The sequence below is a fragment of the Actinoplanes sp. NPDC051859 genome (assembly GCF_044452725.1).
GTDB lineage: Bacteria > Actinomycetota > Actinomycetes > Mycobacteriales > Micromonosporaceae > Actinoplanes.
In genome coordinates, this window is record NZ_JBITBX010000009.1 from 187967 (window position 1) to 204543 (window position 16577).

At 67.5% G+C, this 16577-nt stretch carries 12 protein-coding genes; 9 read left to right on the top strand and 3 right to left on the bottom strand.

Going from position 1 to position 16577, the window contains the following annotated elements; all coding sequences use genetic code 11:
- Positions 1 to 2 precede the first annotated feature (2 nt).
- From gnd to dnaA, 3 genes are all read right to left on the bottom strand, one after another.
- Entirely contained in the window at positions 3 to 875 is an 873-nt protein-coding gene (gnd, locus tag ACIA1L_RS23305) for a phosphogluconate dehydrogenase (NAD(+)-dependent, decarboxylating) (RefSeq protein ID WP_396074974.1), read from the bottom strand.
- Positions 876 to 910: 35 nt separating this feature from the next.
- Entirely contained in the window at positions 911 to 2044 is a 1134-nt protein-coding gene (dnaN, locus tag ACIA1L_RS23310) for a DNA polymerase III subunit beta (RefSeq protein WP_396074975.1), read from the bottom strand.
- A gap of 1313 nt (positions 2045 to 3357) precedes the next feature.
- Positions 3358 to 5184, bottom strand: a complete 1827-nt coding sequence (gene dnaA / locus ACIA1L_RS23315) for a chromosomal replication initiator protein DnaA (protein ID WP_396074976.1) — start codon at positions 5182 to 5184, stop codon at positions 3358 to 3360.
- Between the two features lie 586 nt (positions 5185 to 5770).
- On the opposite strand from dnaA, the gene rpmH reads away from it, so the two are divergent.
- The 9 genes from rpmH to ACIA1L_RS23360 all read left to right on the top strand — a co-directional run.
- Entirely contained in the window at positions 5771 to 5908 is a 138-nt protein-coding gene (gene rpmH / locus ACIA1L_RS23320; protein ID WP_203818316.1) for a 50S ribosomal protein L34, read from the top strand.
- Between the two features lie 34 nt (positions 5909 to 5942).
- Complete coding sequence (gene rnpA, locus ACIA1L_RS23325; protein ID WP_396074977.1) at positions 5943 to 6299, top strand: ribonuclease P protein component; 357 nt, start codon at positions 5943 to 5945, stop codon at positions 6297 to 6299.
- On the top strand, positions 6296 to 6553 hold the full coding sequence (yidD, locus tag ACIA1L_RS23330; protein ID WP_396074978.1) for a membrane protein insertion efficiency factor YidD: 258 nt from the start codon (positions 6296 to 6298) through the stop codon (positions 6551 to 6553). The genes rnpA and yidD overlap by 4 nt, the downstream gene beginning before the upstream one ends.
- 1 nt (position 6554) lies before the next feature.
- Positions 6555 to 7577 carry a membrane protein insertase YidC gene (gene yidC / locus ACIA1L_RS23335; RefSeq protein ID WP_396074979.1) on the top strand — a complete coding sequence of 341 codons (1023 nt, stop codon included), beginning with the start codon at positions 6555 to 6557 and terminating at the stop codon, positions 7575 to 7577.
- Between the two features lie 143 nt (positions 7578 to 7720).
- On the top strand, positions 7721 to 8281 hold the full coding sequence (locus ACIA1L_RS23340) for a protein jag (protein WP_396074980.1): 561 nt from the start codon (positions 7721 to 7723) through the stop codon (positions 8279 to 8281).
- A 1-nt stretch (position 8282) separates the two neighbouring features.
- Positions 8283 to 9167 carry a 16S rRNA (guanine(527)-N(7))-methyltransferase RsmG gene (rsmG, locus tag ACIA1L_RS23345; RefSeq protein ID WP_396074981.1) on the top strand — a complete coding sequence of 295 codons (885 nt, stop codon included), beginning with the start codon at positions 8283 to 8285 and terminating at the stop codon, positions 9165 to 9167.
- 1452 nt (positions 9168 to 10619) lie between these two features.
- Positions 10620 to 11768, top strand: a complete 1149-nt coding sequence (locus ACIA1L_RS23350) for an AAA family ATPase (RefSeq protein WP_396074982.1) — start codon at positions 10620 to 10622, stop codon at positions 11766 to 11768.
- On the top strand, positions 11765 to 12811 hold the full coding sequence (locus tag ACIA1L_RS23355; RefSeq protein WP_396074983.1) for a ParB/RepB/Spo0J family partition protein: 1047 nt from the start codon (positions 11765 to 11767) through the stop codon (positions 12809 to 12811). The genes ACIA1L_RS23350 and ACIA1L_RS23355 overlap by 4 nt, the downstream gene beginning before the upstream one ends.
- A gap of 2986 nt (positions 12812 to 15797) precedes the next feature.
- The coding region (locus tag ACIA1L_RS23360; RefSeq protein ID WP_396075122.1) for a hypothetical protein at positions 15798 to 16577 on the top strand (780 nt) is incomplete at its 3' end.

The following is a 16577-nucleotide window of genomic DNA, read 5'->3' on the forward strand; positions in this document are numbered from 1 at the left end:
GATCAGCGCTTGACGGCGTGGCCGCCGAACTGGTTGCGCAGCGCCGCAACGGCCTTCATCGCCGGCGAGTCCTCCTGGCGGGACTGGAAGCGGGCAAACAGCGACGCCGCGATGACGTTCGCGGGCACCGCCAGCCGGACCGCCTCGTCGACCGTCCAACGGCCCTCGCCGGTGTCGTCGGCGTAGCCCTTGAGCCCGGCCAGCGTCGGGTCCTCGTCCAGCGCCCGGTCCAGCAGATCCAGCAGCCAGGACTTCACGACCGAGCCCTCACGCCAGCTCTTGATCACGGCGGGGACGTTCTGCACCAGCTCGGAAGCCTCGAGGATCTCGTAACCCTCGGCGTACGCGTGCATCAGGCCGTACTCGATGCCGTTGTGGATCATCTTCGAGTAGTGGCCGGCGCCGTGCGTGCCGGCGTGCGCGAAGCCGAACTCGCCGGCCGGCTTGAGTGCGTCGAAGATCGGCTGGCAGCGGGCCACGATCTCCGCGTCGCCGCCGACCATCAGGGCGTACCCGTTGGTGATGCCCCAGACGCCGCCCGAGACACCCACGTCGAGGTAGTGGATGCCCTTGGTCTTCAGCCGCTCGGCCCGAGGCGCATCGTCGGTGAACTTCGAGTTGCCGCCATCGATGATGATGTCGCCCTCGGAGAGCAGCTCGGCCAGCTCGTCGATCGTCTTTTCGGTGATCTGGCCCGCAGGGACCATCGTCCACACCACGCGCGGCGCGGCCAACTTCTCGACCAGCTCGGCGAGGCTGGCGACGTCGGAACTCTCCTTGTGGTGGTCGTACCCGACGACTTCCTGGCCGGCGGCGCGCAGGCGATCGCGCATGTTGCCGCCCATCCGGCCTAGACCGATAAGGCCGAGCTGCATGATTCCCCCTAGATGTGTGTTCCCTTGGCCCAGTATCAGCGGGTTACCCGGATCGGCATGATCAGATAGCGGTATCCGGGCACGATTTCGCCGTCGTCCGCCGCGGGGGAGATCACGGCGGGCTTGAAGGCGTCGACGAACGACAGGACCGCGGTGGGGGCACCGAGGTTCTGCAGGCCGTCGATGAGGTACTGCGGGTTGAAGCCGATCGTCAACGGCTCACCGGTGAAGGCAGCCTCCATCGCCTCGCTCGCGCGGGCCTCCTCGGTGCCGCCGGCCTCGACCACGAGCCCGTCCTCACCGAAGCTGAGCAGCACCGGGGTGGTGCGCTCGGCAACCAGGGCGACGCGCCGGACCACCTCGACCAGGGCGGCAACGCTCACCCGGGCCTCGGCGTTGTGGCTGGCCGGGAAGAGCGACCGCACCGGCGGGTAATTGGCGCCGTCCAGCAGGCGGCTCGTCGTCCGCCGGGTGCCGCCCGCGAAGCCGATCATGCCCTCGCCAGCATTGCCCTGCGCGAGTGCGAGCGTCACCGCGCCACCGATCGGCCCGAGGGCCTTGGCGGTGTCGTTGAGGGTCTTCGCCGGCACCAGCGCGTTCAGGCTGATCTCCGGGTCGTCCGGGTTCCACTCCAGCTCACGCATGGCAAGCCGGTACCGGTCGGTGGCCAGCATGGCCATCGTTGAGCCGTTCAGCTCGATCCGGACCCCGGTCATCATCGGCAGCGTTTCGTCGCGCCCGGCGGCAATGGCTACCTGGGCGACGGCGACAGCGAAGGCCTGCGCGTCGACCGTGCCGGCGCTCGACGGCATGTCCGGCAGCGACGGGTAGTCCTCGACCGGCATCACCGGAAGAGTGAACCGGGCACTGCCGCAAACCAGCTCCAGGTGTGAGCCCACCGCGGCGATGTCCACCGGCTTGGCCGGGAGCGCCTTGGTGATCTCGGCGAGCAAGCGACCGGAGACCAGTGCTGCTCCGTCCGCGTCGGCCTGCACCTCCACGCTCACCTGGCTGGAGACCTCATAGTCAAAACCGGAGACGTGCAGCCGGCCATCGGTCACGCGCAGCATGACACCAGCCAGAACCGGCACCGACGGACGGCTCGGGAGGCTCTTGGCCGTCCACGCCACCGCGTCGGCGAGTGCGTCTCGCTCCACCCGGAACTTCATGCCATGCCCTCCGCGTCACTTTCCTCGACGAACCAGCTAGAGAAACTTCGGATGTGCCTGCTGAGCCCACTGAACTCTATGGCGCGGGTGGCCGACCCGTCCGCCCGGCCCCCGGTGCGGGGTTGCCTGAAGCAGGGGTACGTCGGACCGCGAGCGGCTTATCCACACCTTCCCCAACGCTGATGATTGGTTTTTGGATTTCTCGAGAGAGATATCAGTCGTAATCATCGGGGCTGTGCATAGTGTGGAGAACTCGAGTTTGCGCAGGTCAGAGAGTTATCCACCGGTGATTCACATGTGGGCAACCGGGGTACAAACTCCGGTCTGCGTCCACAGTTGCCGACGCGCACGAAGTTGTCCACGGCTGTCCACCGGTTATCCACCGGATATCCACGGGGTTTGTCCCCCGCCCTGGGGATAACGCCGGGACGGTCACGGCCCGTCGTCCCCAGAACCTTCAACAGGAAATCCACACGCGTCCACAGGGTGTGGGCAGCTTGGTAACCCTCAGTGTCTGTCCACATCGATTTCCCCAGGACTTCTCCACATCTGTGGAGAGCTGTCCGCCCGGTTGTCCACCGCTGGGGACGCAGCCTGTGGAGACCTGTGGATTAGTGTGGAAAACGTTGGCACGAAACAGTTCCGTCCCGGCGTTGACAAACCCCCACTGTGGATGAGTGCTGGATGACCACGCCATGGCGGAACCCTGAATGGTTCGTTGCCTTACCCCTTCAGATCCGCGGCCGCTGCCTGTGGACGAGCCTGTGCGTAACCACCGCGCGCACGGCTCTGAGCTGCGGAAATCTCGCAATGAAATCCTGCCACCCCGGCAATTGGGCTGTGGAGAACCTCCAGCAGCACCACTGGGATCGGTCCCCGAGGACCCCGACGCGGTACCGGCGCCGGAGTTGGCCCCTCCCGTGTTCGGCGCGCCCCGGCTAAGGGGGCCGCCCCGGCTAAGGGGGCCGCCCCGGCTAAGGGGGCCGCCCCGGCTAAGGGGACGGCGTGGCCGAGGTTATTGACGGACCGGACGTTAAGGCACGGGGGTTGCCCGTCGCACAGCCGTGCCGCTCACGTCAACTTCCCGCCGGCAGCGACTCGACCGGAGACTTGGCCGAATGCCTGGCGGGCGGTGGGGGCGGGGAGCAGGCGACGGATGGTGGGACTGCGGCGCGGATGCACGCTTGCGTCGGCTGGGCCGGCGGCGGGGTACGGCCTGGAGTGGCTACGGCCTGAGCGGGTGTGGCGTCCGGCGGGGCTGCTGCGGTCGGGTGGGGTGTGCCCGTACCCGAAGAAGCGGTTGATCTGCCGGTTTAGGTGTTTTGTTTGATGCGGTTGGTGAGTTCGGCGATCTGGTTGTAAAGAGAGCGCCGCTCGGCCATGTGCTGGCGGATCTTGCGGTCGGCGTGCATGACCGTGGTGTGGTCGCGGCCGCCGAAGGCCTGACCGATGCGCGGGAGGGAGAGGTCGGTGAGCTCGCGGCACAGATACATGGCGACCTGGCGGGCATTGACCAGAACCCGGGAGCGGGAGTGGCCGCGGAGGTCCTCCAGGCTGACGCCGAAGTAGTCGGCGGTGGAGACCATGATCTGGTCGGCGGTGATCTCCGGGCCGGCGCCGTCCGGCATGAAGTCGCGCAGGACTTCCTCGGCGAGGGAGAGCTGAACCGAACTGCGGGTCAGGCTGGCGAACGCAGTCACCCGGATGAGGGCGCCTTCGAGCTCGCGGATGGAGTTGGATACGCGGCTGGCGATGAACTCGAGGACGTCGTCCGGGGCGTACATGCGCTCCTGGGCGGCCTTCTTCTGGAGAATCGCGATGCGTGTCTCCAGGTCGGGCGGCTGGATGTCGGCGAGCAGTCCCCACTCGAAGCGGGTGCGCATGCGGTCTTCGAGGGTGGCCAGCTGGCGCGGGGAGCGGTCCGAGCTGATCACGATCTGCTTGTTGGCGTTGTGCAGGGTATTGAAGGTGTGGAAAAACTCCTCCTGCGTACGCTCGCGGTTTTCCAGGAACTGGATGTCGTCGATCAGCAGAATGTCGACGTCGCGGTAGCGGCGCTGGAATGCCTGGGTCTTGTCGTCGCGCAGGCTGTTGATGAAGTCGTTCGTGAATTCTTCGGTGGAGACGTAACGCACACTGCGGGCGTGGCCGAGGGTGGTCGCGTAGTGACCGATCGCGTGCAACAGGTGAGTCTTGCCCAAACCCGAGCTGCCGTAGATGAACAGCGGGTTGTAGGCCTTCGCCGGTGACTCGGCGACCGCGACCGAAGCCGCATGGGCGAACCGGTTGGACGAGCCGATGACGAACGTCTCGAACATGTACTTCGGGTTGAGCCGGTTGCCGTCATTGCCGCCGGGGCGGGTTCCGGGCTGGGTGCCGCGCATGTCGACCGGCGCGCGGCCGGGACCGTTGTCGCCTCCGTGCCGCAGCTGCATGGTGTCGTCGCGGCGGTCCTGGCCGACCAGGGCCGGGCGGTCGTCGGGGCGACGCTGGTTTTCCCGCAGCTGAGCCGGTTCGGTCGCCATCCGGTGCCCGCCGGACTCGTTCGGGACGTCGAAATGCGGAAGTTGCCGCGGTGCATCCGCCTTCGGCTTCTTTTCCTCCGCGATGGTGGATTTTCCGGGCTCGGTCTGCCCCATCGGCAGCGGTGCGGCAAACAAGGCGTCCTGCCCGTCGCGTGCCGCCGGCACGCCCCGGGTGAACGGCGCCTGCGCCGACCCGGTCGGGCCGTCCTGTTGGTCGTAGCCGTCGCTGTAGGCAGTCGGCTGCGGATAACGATCTGGGTACGGCGGGGGGACCTCGGCGTAGTGCGCGGCAGGAGGCGCGGCTGGCTCGGGCGGTGGGTTGCCGTAAACCGTGCCGGGGCGGCCCGAGCCGTCCTCGGGCGGGCGGACGGTCACGGCGACCTGGATGGGCCGACCAAGCCGGCGGGAAAGAGCTTCGGTGATCGCGAGCCGCAGGCGGGACTCGATCACGTCCCGGGTGTACGTGTCCGGAACGGAGAGCAGCGCGGTGTCCTCGACGATGGCGCGCAGGCGAGTAAGGCGCAGGTAGGCACGCTGCTGCGCGGACGCGATCTCGTCCGCGAGCTCGTCCGTCGCCGCAGCCCAGACCCCGCCTAGGTCGACCGTATCGGCCACCGCCGCGCCACCCCCATCGCCCCCGGTTCTCCCGATGGCCTTGTCCGGCTTCCGCCCTTGCCCGCCGTCACCCGTCCGGGCGACGGACCGGCTCCCCCCAACCCCGCACATTCAACGTGCTGAACGTGCATGGCGCCACCGGCTGTCCACAGGTTATCCACAACCTGTGCACTCGTCGGCGGTCGCTCCCCGGCCGGGTGGTCGGCAGACTTCCCCGGAGCCTGCGCTGGCGCGGGAAACAGGCTCACCGTGCCGAACGATTCACTGCCTCGTCGGGTTCTTCTCCATGCCCGGCGGTGCAGTTGGCGAACAGCGCTGAAGACCAGCAAACGGGCACGCTAACAGCGGGGCCACGCCCGCATCAACCGGCAGGGCCCGCTTCGGGCCAGGTCCAGCCCGAAAAGCTGCATTCCGTACGCGTGCCAGCCGGCAGGAGTGACGGACATGACTGTCGGCGCGCCGCCGTCGTGCCATGGTTGACCAGTGCGGCAGCCCTGCGTAGGGTCGAGCGGTTGCTCCGCCGCGCTCTGCTAAAGTGGCGTCTTGCAGCTGATGCCCCCTGGCCGTACGAAGACGGAGTTCTGACGTGAGCAAGCGCACCTACCAGCCGAACAACCGCCGGCGCGCGAAGACCCACGGCTTCCGGCTGCGCATGCGCACCCGGGCCGGTCGCGCCATCCTGGCTTCCCGCCGCACCAAGGGCCGCGGCAAGCTGTCGGCCTGAGCCGACGCGAGCCGAGGTCGATCGCCAGGTAGTCGTGCTGGCCGCTGCGCAGCGACTGCGGCGTAGCAGCGACTTCGCCGCAGCGGTTCGCGGTGGCCGTCGCTCCGGGCGCGGCACCGTGGTGGTCCACCTACTCGTCGATGAGCCGGCGCAAGCCTTTGAGGCCCGCGCCGGCTTTGTCGTGTCCAAGGCTGTGGGCAACGCGGTCGTCCGCAACAAGGTCCAGCGGCGGCTGCGCCACCTGGTCCGTCCCCGGCTGAACGACCTGCCGTCCGGAACGACACTGGTGGTTCGCGCGCTGCCCGCCGCCGCGACCGCATCGTTCGAGACCCTCGGCGCCGATCTCGATGCCGCCCTGACTGCGGCCCGCTCACCCCGGCGGCGACGGTGACACCGCTCGCCCGGCTGCTGACGGCGGCGGTCGTCGCGTACCGTCGTTATGTGAGCCCGGCGTTGCCGGCCCGCTGTCGGTTCTACCCCTCGTGCAGTGCGTACGCCCAGGAGGCGGTCGCGAAGCACGGCGCGCTCCACGGGACCGGTCTGGCGATCTGGCGGCTGCTGCGGTGCCATCCCTTCCACCCTGGCGGGTTCGACCCGGTGCCTGATCCGATCCGTCACCGTCCTGCTGATGTGACTGGAGCATGATTTGAGTCTCGACTGGATCTACTACGCCATCTCGTGGATCCTCCTGCAATGGCACGCCCTGTGGGACAGCATTGGCGTTCCTGTCGACCGGGTCCTGGGCACCAACTGGGCCTGGATCCTGGCGATCGTGTTCCTGGTGGTGACGCTGCGCGTCATCCTGTTCCCGGTCTTCGTCAAGCAGATCAAGTCCCAGCGGGCGATGCAGGCGCTGCAGCCCAAGGTCAAGGAGCTGCAGGAGAAGCACAAGGGTGACCGGGAGACGCTCCAGAAGGAAATGATGGAGCTGTACCGGACGGAGAAGGCCAACCCGCTCATGGGCTGCCTTCCGATGTTCCTGCAGATCCCCGTCTTCCTCGGCCTCTTCCACGTGCTGCGCCGGCTCAGCCCGGACAACAACTTGAAGACGCTGTACGGCTGGTCGGCTGAGCAGTTCGACAGTGCGACGCACGCCTCCCTCTTCACGGCGCCGATCGCGGGTCACTTCAGCTCCAGCGCCGCCGAACTGGCCCGGCTCGGCACCGGCAGCAGCACCGTCACAGTGAAGATCATCGCGGGCGTGCTGGTCCTCATCATGATGGCGACCACCTACCTCACCAGTCGCCAGATGATCCTCAAGACCGGCTGGGCCGAGGACCCGCAGCAGAAGATGATCCAGCGCCTGATGCTGTACGGCATCCCCGCCTCGCTGCTCATTTCCGGCGCGCTGTTCCCCATCGGTGTGGTCATCTACTGGGTCACCAACAACCTTTTCAGCCTGGCGCAGCAGCAGTGGGTGCTCCGGAAGTTCCCGCCGCCGCCGATGGCGAACGCCAAGCCGGGCTCCTCCGCGCGCCCCGCGGGCAGCTCCGGTAAGAGCGGTTCCAACCCGGTGCAGCCGGCTCCCCGTGGCCTGTTCGGCCGCAAGCAGGCCCAGCCCGAGCCGCAGACGCCGGTCGTCGACACCAAGGCGCTCGCCCCCAAGCCCGGCGCCAAGCCCGCCAACCCGAAGAAGGGCTCCCGGCCGGCGAACAAGCCCAAGGGTTGACGCAGCAGCGGCCCGGCCCCGTGTCGGCCCGCGCGCGGCCCCTTGCGGGCAGCGACACAGACCTCCCCGCACCGGTGACGGACACACCGGCGCGGGAAACAGCGGACCGCGCAGGTCCGGCCCGAGAGTACGGAGATGAGACCGTGACCGACACCAGCACTCCCAGCGCCGAGGAGACGACCGCCGCGACCGCGGAGTCGACCGGTACGGAGGAGACCAAGAAGTCGGAGAGCGTGACCTCCGACAGCGACCTGTTCTCGCAGAGCGAGATCGCCGCCGACTACATCGAGGGTCTGCTCGACATCCTCGACTACGACGGCGACATCGACGAGCTGGTGTCGGGTGGCCGCCCGATGGTCGAGGTCGTCGGTGACCGGCTGCAGCCGCTCGTCGGCCAGCGCGGCGCCACTCTGGAGGCCCTGCAGGAGCTGACCCGCCTCGCCATTTTCCGGGCGAGCGGTTCGCCGAGCCGGCTGCTGCTGGACATCGGCGGCTACCGCGCGACCCGCCGCAAGGAGCTGACCGCCGTCGCCAAGAACGCGGTGGAGAAGGTCAAGCAGCACGGCGACGAGGTGCGGCTGGACCCGATGTCGGCGTTTGAGCGCAAGTGCGTGCACGACGTGGTCAACGCGATCTCGGGTGTGGAAAGCGAGTCCGAGGGCGTCGAGCCGAACCGTCGGATCGTCGTGCGGTCGGCGGAGTGAAATGACTGAGTCCCGCTTCGAGGCGGGGGATGGCGGCTCGGGTGCTTCGGTGCCCGGGCCGTCTTCTTCTTCGTCCGCCTCTCCCCCGTCGTCCTCTTCTTCTGGGCCCTCTTCCGTCCCGGTGGCCGGCTCGGTCGTGGAACCGCCGGCCGAGCACCGGGCGGCCGCTGAGGCGGTGTTCGGCGATCGACTGGCACTGGCAGGTCACTTTGCGGAGTTACTCGCCACCGACGGCGTTGTTCGCGGTTTGATCGGTCCCCGCGAGGCACCACGCCTATGGGAGCGGCACCTGATCAACTGCGGGGTTATGTCCGAGATCATCCCTATCGGCGCTTCGGTGATTGACGTGGGGTCTGGTGCCGGTTTGCCCGGTATCGTGCTGGCAGTGGCCCGGCCTGATCTCACGATCACCCTGGTCGAGCCACTGGCACGACGTACCGCTTTTCTGTCCGAAGCGGTGACAGCCCTCGGGCTCGACACGACCGTCACGGTCGTCCGAGGCCGAGCGGAAGACCTCGCCGGTGGACCCCCCGCCCCCGCCGATGTCGTCACCGCCCGCGCTGTGGCGCCGCTGGACCGGCTCGCCGGCTGGTGCCTGCCCCTCGCCGCCATCGGTGGCCGGCTGGTCGCGCTCAAAGGCGCCACGGCCGAAGAAGAGGTGGCAGAGCACCGCGACGCGGTCGCCCGTCTTGGCGGCGGTGAGCCGGTCGTCCGGCTCTGCGGGGTCGGTGTGATCGACCCGCCGTCCACGGTCGTGGACATCGTGCGGGAACGCTTCGTCGTGGCACCACGGCCAGGGTCGTCTCAGCGGGCGGCCACCCCGGGCCGGTCCGCCGGCGACGCCGGCGGGCGCGGCTCCGGGAAGAGGAGATCGCGGAGGAGATAGATGGCTAGGCGGGGCGCGCGGAAACGATCTGGGAAGCTTCCACGCCCCTCGCCGCAGCCGGCCCGCTCCCCCGCGCAGGAGGCAGCGCCGGATGCCCCGCCGGCAACGAGCGTGTCGCCCTCTCCACGGCGGCCGGGGGTGGGTTCGCCGCCTGTGGCAGCGGGCACGGGGATCATTTCCGTGTCAGACGAGGCGGCCACGGAGGCTGTCTCGCCGTCGGGGGTCGCGCGCGCTGGGGCCGTTTCGCCGGCAGGAACGGCAGGCTCGGGGGCCGGCGCTTCGTTGTCGGGCATGGCAGGCTCGGGGGCCGCTTCGCGGTCGGGGGTGGGCCCTGTTGGTGGTTCCCTGACGGGGACGGCGGGTTCTGGGGCTGCTTCGTTGTCAGGCGTGGCAGGCGCGAGGGCCGCTTCGTTGTCGGTTTCGGGGGCTGTCTCGCCGCGGGGCATGGCGAGTGCCGGGGCTATCTCATCGCCGGCTGCTGAGAGCTGGAGCGCCAGGGCCGTCGAACTGGGTGGCGAGGCGAGGTCGAGCTCGCCGGCGGTGGAAGAGCTGTCAGACGCGCCGGCCCTAGCTGCGTTGAGCTACTCGCCGCTCGTCATGGCGGCTGCCTCGACCGGTGCTCGGACGCCGGATAAGGCCTCCCCCGGCAATTCGAGAACGGGAAGTTCAGCGAACAGGCGACAGATAGCTAGCGCGGCACCGAACTCTGGGTCCGGCGATATGACGACGAGCGGCCGGTGGCCGGAGATGGCGGCGCCCGGGACCGGCGGCCCGAGACGCGAGGCCGGCGGCGGCGCGTACCAGACCGACGCGGGAGACGCAGGGGCCGCTCCCACGGTCGATTCTGCGGGCGACGACGCCCCACCCCCGGATCTGGGTTCAGCCCCCGCTCGGTGGTCGGCTTCCGGACTCGGTTGGCCCGGACGAGTTCGGGTGTACGGGGGCAAGCTGCGGCTAGTAGCCGGATTTATGGCCTTCGAGGCGTCGCCGGCGCTGTACGTCTCGACTCAAGAGGCGGACAACCGTGGCGACGCTCGCCCGGCGGCCGTAGGCTGGCCGCGCGTCGATAGTGTGGACCGGACGGTGAGCGCGGTGGCGCCGCCGTTTCCTGCCGGACCGCACACTCGCGGTGCCGACTCACTCCAACCAGGCAGGGATAAAACGGTGCATGAGTATGGCAGGGGCCCTGATGGCGACCTCGGTGGGAACGGTGTTTCACGTGAAACCGATCCACAAGCCGGGCCTGATCGGAGCGGAAGCCTGAGCGTGAGCTTCAACAGCGGAGATCAGGGAGTGCCCCAGCCGCGGACCGGTAATGGTGGGCAGGTGTATGGCACGCCGGTGAACTCGGATCATGGGGTGGCGGAGCAGCGTCGCTCTGCGCCCGCTCCGCGCTCTGGGCCGCCCGCTGCTCCTGTATCCGGATCTGCGGCCGTACCGTCAGCTGCGGCCATGTCGACGCGGACCGGTGCGGATTACGCAGGGCGACCTACTTCCGCGCCGCCGCAGTCCCGCGCAGCGGGGGAAGTCAGCCCGCCGCATGTGCCTAGCGCTCCAGTTTCCGGCGACTTCGCGGAGGGTGATCGTGCTGGGCTGGCATCCGCCGAATCTGTGTCAGTTGCCCCAGTTTCGCCGGTTTCGGCGAGTGCGGATTCTGTCGTGACCGAGCAGGAAGTGGTCGATGCCATGGCAGGCGAGCATGTTTCACGTGAAACGCCGGGCCGGGTTGAGGACGATCCGCCGCTCGCCATGGAAGCGTTGCGAGCTGTGCAGATCCTCAATCCGAGTGGCGAGATCACGATGCCTCGGCCGGACCAGCCGCGGGTGCTCTGCGTAGCGAACCAGAAGGGTGGCGTCGGCAAGACGACCACGACGGTGAACCTCGCCGTGGCCCTCGCGCTGCACGGAAACCGAGTGCTCGTCGTCGATCTCGACCCGCAAGGCAATGCGTCCACCGGCCTGAACGTTCCGCACCACGCGGGCGTGCCGGATGTCTATGACTGCCTGATCGACAACGTGCCACTCGCTGAGGTGGCGCAGCCGGTGGAAGGCATTCCGAACCTCTTCTGCGTACCGGCGACCATCGACCTTGCCGGCGCGGAGATCGAGCTCGTGTCTGTTGTCGCGCGTGAGTCACGACTTGCTCGGGCCATCGCCGCTCATCCGGAGAAGTTCGATTACGTCTTCATCGACTGCCCGCCCTCCCTCGGCCTCCTGACCGTTAATGCCCTGTGCGCTGCGCAGGAGGTGCTTATCCCCATTCAGTGCGAGTACTACGCGCTGGAGGGCCTGAACCAGCTGATCAACAACATCAACCTGGTTCGGCAGCACCTCAACCCGGTGCTGGACGTTTCCACCATCCTGCTGACTATGTACGACCGCCGTACGCGCCTGGCGGACGCCGTGGAGCAGGACGTGCGCAACCATTTTGGCTCGAAAGTGCTCGAAGCAGTGATTCCCCGCAATGTACGAGTGTCGGAGGCGCCGAGTTACGGCCAGTCCGTGATGACCTACGATCCGGGCTCACGGGGCGCCACCAGCTACTTCGAGGCTGCTCTGGAGATTGCAATGCGCGGGGTCAACACGGGAGGCGCGGCATGAAGAACCGTCCACGGGGAGGCCTCGGCCGGGGCCTAGGGGCACTTATCCCCACCGCTGCACCGACCGGCACCACAGTTACCGAAGACACCCCACCGCCTGCACCGACTCCTGCTCCGGCCCAGTTTTCGGCGGCCGCGGCGGCCCCGGACACCGCGCCCGCGGCGGTTAGCGAACCCGAAGCCGAGCCCGAACCCATCGACGAAGGCCTGTCGCCGGTGCCGGGTGCGCGATTCGCTGAGCTGGCAGTCACCGCGATCGTTCCGAACCCCAAGCAGCCGCGCCACGTCTTCGACGAAGAGGCGCTCGAAGAATTGAAGACCTCCATCCAGGAGGTCGGCTTTCTCCAGCCGATTGTGGTTCGCGACCTTGGTGACGGTAGCTACGAACTGGTCATGGGTGAGCGGCGCTGGCGCGCCGCCCAGGCAGTCGGCAAGGAAACGATCCCCGCGATCATCCGCGAAACGCGCGACGACGCCATGCTGCGCGATGCGTTGTTGGAGAACATCCACCGCGCCAACCTCAACCCCCTGGAAGAGGCCGCGGCATATCAACAACTCCTCGAAGAATTCGGGGCTACCCACGAAGAACTCGCTCGACGTATCGGTCGCAGTCGACCGCAGATATCGAACACGATAAGGCTGCTGAACCTGCCAGCTCCGGTCCAGCGCCGAGTTGCTGCCGGCGTACTGTCGGCGGGCCACGCCCGTGCACTTCTCGGTTTGGAAGACGGAGTAACGCAGGAGCAACTCGCACTCCGGATCGTCGCCGAAGGTCTATCCGTGCGCGCCACCGAAGAGTTGGTGTCGCTGGCTATCGCGGATGGACCGGCAAAGAAAGCCGCGCCAACCCGCCGGGCCAAGGTCCACGCACCCGCGCTCAACGATCTGGCGGACCGGCTCTCAGACCGATTCGACACCCGGGTGAAGGTCGACATCGGTCGCAACAAGGGAAAGATCACGATCGAGTTCGCCACCGTGGATGACCTGGAACGTATCGTCGGCATGATCGGTGTCGAGGAAGAGGGCTCTCCCCCTACCGAGTAGGGAACACGCCGATCCGCCTGGATCGGCTATAGCCGCTGGCCGGCGGCGATGGTGCATGACGGACAGGCACGTGATCGGCGGATCGCGTGCCTTCTTCATGTCCGGCGCGCATCGGTTCGGTCGGCCTGAGTGGACCGGCTTGCCGATAGTTGGCGAACGGTGCGCTAGCACGGGAGTCGCGCGGACGACGACTTTGTTGAAGGCTGCCGGCTGACTGTCTTAGTAGGGCCGATTTCGGTTCTGTCAGAACGATTCTCCTGGGATTTCGGTCTCCACAGTTTTCCGGTTCAGCGCCAAATCTGATGCCCGAAACGAGCTAGTTCGGAGGTCGATGAGCTGCTTCAAGCGTTTCGCGGTGAATAATGCGAATACTGATCACCTTCTTTGCCGTTCTTGCATGTCGGCTTGAGTGAGCCTTGCCATGCTTTTCGCCGCTATGAACCTAGGCCTGCTGGCCCCAGGGTTCAGGGATATTGCCTCCCGGCCTCCAGGGCCGGGTGACCCTCTGGCGATCGGATCTATGTCAGGCCGATCGATTTAAGCCGGGACCTCCCTAGTGGGTTGGGCAAAGGTGACTCGGGCGCTCTTGTCCCGCGGGGCTGGTGCGTGCGAGCGACTGACCGGTCAGCGGTTTACGCCTGTTGGGGGCGCGCTGCGATCCGGGCGCCCTGGTGACGATTCCGCGCTTGCTTTCCTACGCAGATCCTTTGTCTCGACCACCAATCGGTGATCTTTGCAGTGCAGGGCGGTTGCTCACGAATGTCGTCAGCAGGGTTTCGGATCGTTCAGCACACCTGGGAGCCCGCGTCGGTTGACGTACTCGGGCCTTGTTTCACGTGAAACTGAGGAGAGCTTGCGCCTTAGGCGTTCGTTCGTCTCACCCAATCGTGGGTGTTTCACGTGGAACAGAAACCATCCGGCCGTCCGCAAGGAGGTGGTTTCGACACGGCGGACATGGCGTCGCGTAGACGAGGAGGAGGGCAGCGCCTGGGAGGTTGGTCCACGAAGCCCTCGTCGTTCGCCGCGCACCGCCAATAGGGCCTGGTACCGAGGGACCGGCAACGAAACTCATATCGTCTCTCCTAGCGACGATGAGTGGATGCCTACCCACACACGGAACAAGCGTCAAGCCGAAGATCGGTTTCACGTGGAACACAGCGTCGCACTGTGGAACCGCCACTCCGCAAGCCCACAGCGTCGCGCCACTCCGCAGGCACCACAGCTTCGCGCCGCTCTCATCGCGCCCGCCCCGCCTGCCGTGCTCGCCCTGTCTGCCGCGCTTGTCCCGCCTGCCGTGCTCGTTCCGCCTGCCTTGCTCGCCCTGCCTGCCGCGCCTGCCGCGCCTGCCGCGCCTGCCGCGCCTGCCGCGCCTGCCGCGCCTGCCGCGCCTGCCGCGCCTGCCGCGCCTGCCGCGCCTGCCGCTCCCGCGGCCCCGCCGCTCCCGCGGCCCCGCCGCTCCCGCGGCCCCGCCGCTCCCGCCGAGCCGTACCGCTACCCCCGCAGCACCGTCGCACCGCCACTCCGCGGCCTCGCTGTTTTGCCGTTGGGCGAGGCTTCCCGCCGCGTCGTGCACCGCGCGGATCGCTACTCTGCAGCTCCGCGCTCCCTACGGGGCCTATCCACCAGCCGCTCCGCTATTCTGCGCCGGCCCGCCGCAGCACAGCCCCGACGCGGCACCGCCCACTGCCAAAGCTGAACGACGGCAGTTGGGTGATGCCGGCCAGGAGGGGAAGTTCGCGGATACTTTTGCACCCTGCGCATTGCTGGCGCGTGGGGCGTGAGGCTTGAGTTCCATTCGAGGACCGGGTGGAGCGGAGCGGCCGCGGTTGCTCTAGCTGTGGTGTTTCACGTGAAACGCTCACTCCTGGACAAGAGAAGAATTCGATACGCCGTCGCAGTTAGCGAGCGAAGGCCGCCCCTGCTTCCACTCTGGGTCTGGTCTGGGAAAGCTTCGGGTTCAGATGCGGCTTACTCCAGGCACGCTCGCCGGAAGTTCCATTTGTGGCGACTTCCTCACGGGCACGTCTGGATCGAGGCGACTCAACACAGTCGCCTGTGCCCGGCGTTCCTCTGAAGGTGGTGCCCTCGAGCTGCAATTGCGGTGTTGTCATCAGAAGCCGGGAGGTGCGCCGGACGTCGCGCTCGCGTAGGCGCCAGAACACTGGTAAAGCATGGCTCTGCAAGAACAGGAACGCTCACCGCGCGGTGAGCTCGCAGTGCAGTCTGGGTCGCAATGCAGTCCGGGTCGCAGTGCAGTCTGGGTCGCAGTGCAGCGCCGCTCGTAGTGCGAGTGCCCTTGGGACTATGCGCTCCTAGCCCGGTGCGCTTGCAGCGCCGGTGCCGAAGGGCAGGCGCTTGCGGGCCGGATGCCCGCAAGGCTGGGACGCTCGCAGGGGCCGGGACGCGAACCTGGCCGCGCCCTCCTGCTCTGGCGCGCCCGCGCACATAGCCGATCGCGACCGCTATGCCCGCCCTTGATTTTCACGAGAACGGTTCGTCGCACTCAGCGGTGGGACAGGCGGCTTCCGGCTTGGGCAGGGAGGCGTTTCGGGCGGTGGGCAAGGAGGCGTTTCGGGCGCTGGAGATCTCTGGATCAGACGGAGGGTTGTCGATGGTGTGGCCTTGGCGGCTGCTGGTGTTGCACACAAGCGGTGGTGACTAGGTATCGGACTTCGGCAGTATCCACAAGGTGTGCGTGATCGCTGTTGATAAGCGGACGTCCGCCGTTTCACGTGAAACATCGTTGATGCGCCCAACGCCGGTCGTTCCACTATCCACAGGTTCAGGATGCCCTCCACATGGTGTTTCACGTGAAACAGGGTGGCCTGTGGATAACTTCTGTGGATAACTTTGGGTGCGCCCGCGATGGAGGGGGTGATGACGTGCGTCAACCTCTGGTCCACGCGGCCGGCCTGCGGAGGCGGGCGGTAGCCGGCGGGGAAATTGACGCGGGACAGTCCGTCGCTGCTGCACTAGGGTCGGCGGCGTGCCTGAGAATGCGCCTCGCCTTCCGGAGTTTGTGGGTCGGCCGTCCTTCCCCTTTGAGGGAGAGCTGCGGGTCAAACAGCTCGTACCGCCGGTCGCCGGAGAGCCGCAACGGAGTGGTCAGGACCCAGCCGATTGCGGGGCATGCCGTACGCCGGACGAAGCCTACGTTTGGGTCAGCGAACGTTGGCGAGTACGGGCAACGGAACGGCCTACCGGGCTCCCCGTGGTGCTCATCTTGGAGTGCCGCTCCCACCTGGATCTCGGCGACCTCTCCAATCTCCTAGCCGCCGAACTCGGTGTCATGACCGTCCGCCTGGAACGGGCTATCCGATCGCTCGACGACGTAGCCCAGGTGCACGTGAACCGCTGGGACGACGACACGGCCCATCTGCAACTGTGGTTCCTCGCGCGCCCGCAGGGCCTTCCGCAGCTACGCGGCAGCTTCCTGTCCATGTGGGACGACATCCTCCCCTTGGTGTCGGAAGACAGCTGGCGAGAGAACCTAGCCCTCATCGCCGCCTGGCTCGGCGAATTTGGCGGGCGTGCCGTCGCTGGACCCCCGCACATTCACTGGCAGTCCCCCGCCACCTTTGCGGAGCCCACCGAACCTTCCCGCACCACATCGCCCCCCGCCCACTTCACGTCCGTCTCGCCGCAGCGCGGCGAGACGACGCCGGACTCGACGCCGGACTCGACGCCGGACTCGACGCCGGACTCGACGCCGGACTCGACGCCGGACTCGACGCCGGACTCGACGCCGGACTCGACGCCGGACTCG

Excerpts from the sequence above, each read along its gene's own strand:
- dnaN (WP_396074975.1), bottom strand. The coding sequence starts at position 2,044 with ATGAAGTTCCGGGTGGAGCGAGACGCACTCGCCGACGCGGTGGCGTGG.
- ACIA1L_RS23355 (WP_396074983.1), top strand. The coding sequence starts at position 11,765 with ATGAAGAACCGTCCACGGGGAGGCCTCGGCCGGGGCCTAGGGGCACTT.
- gnd (WP_396074974.1), bottom strand. The coding sequence starts at position 875 with ATGCAGCTCGGCCTTATCGGTCTAGGCCGGATGGGCGGCAACATGCGC.
- ACIA1L_RS23350 (WP_396074982.1), top strand. The coding sequence starts at position 10,620 with ATGTCGACGCGGACCGGTGCGGATTACGCAGGGCGACCTACTTCCGCG.
- rsmG (WP_396074981.1), top strand. The coding sequence starts at position 8,283 with ATGACTGAGTCCCGCTTCGAGGCGGGGGATGGCGGCTCGGGTGCTTCG.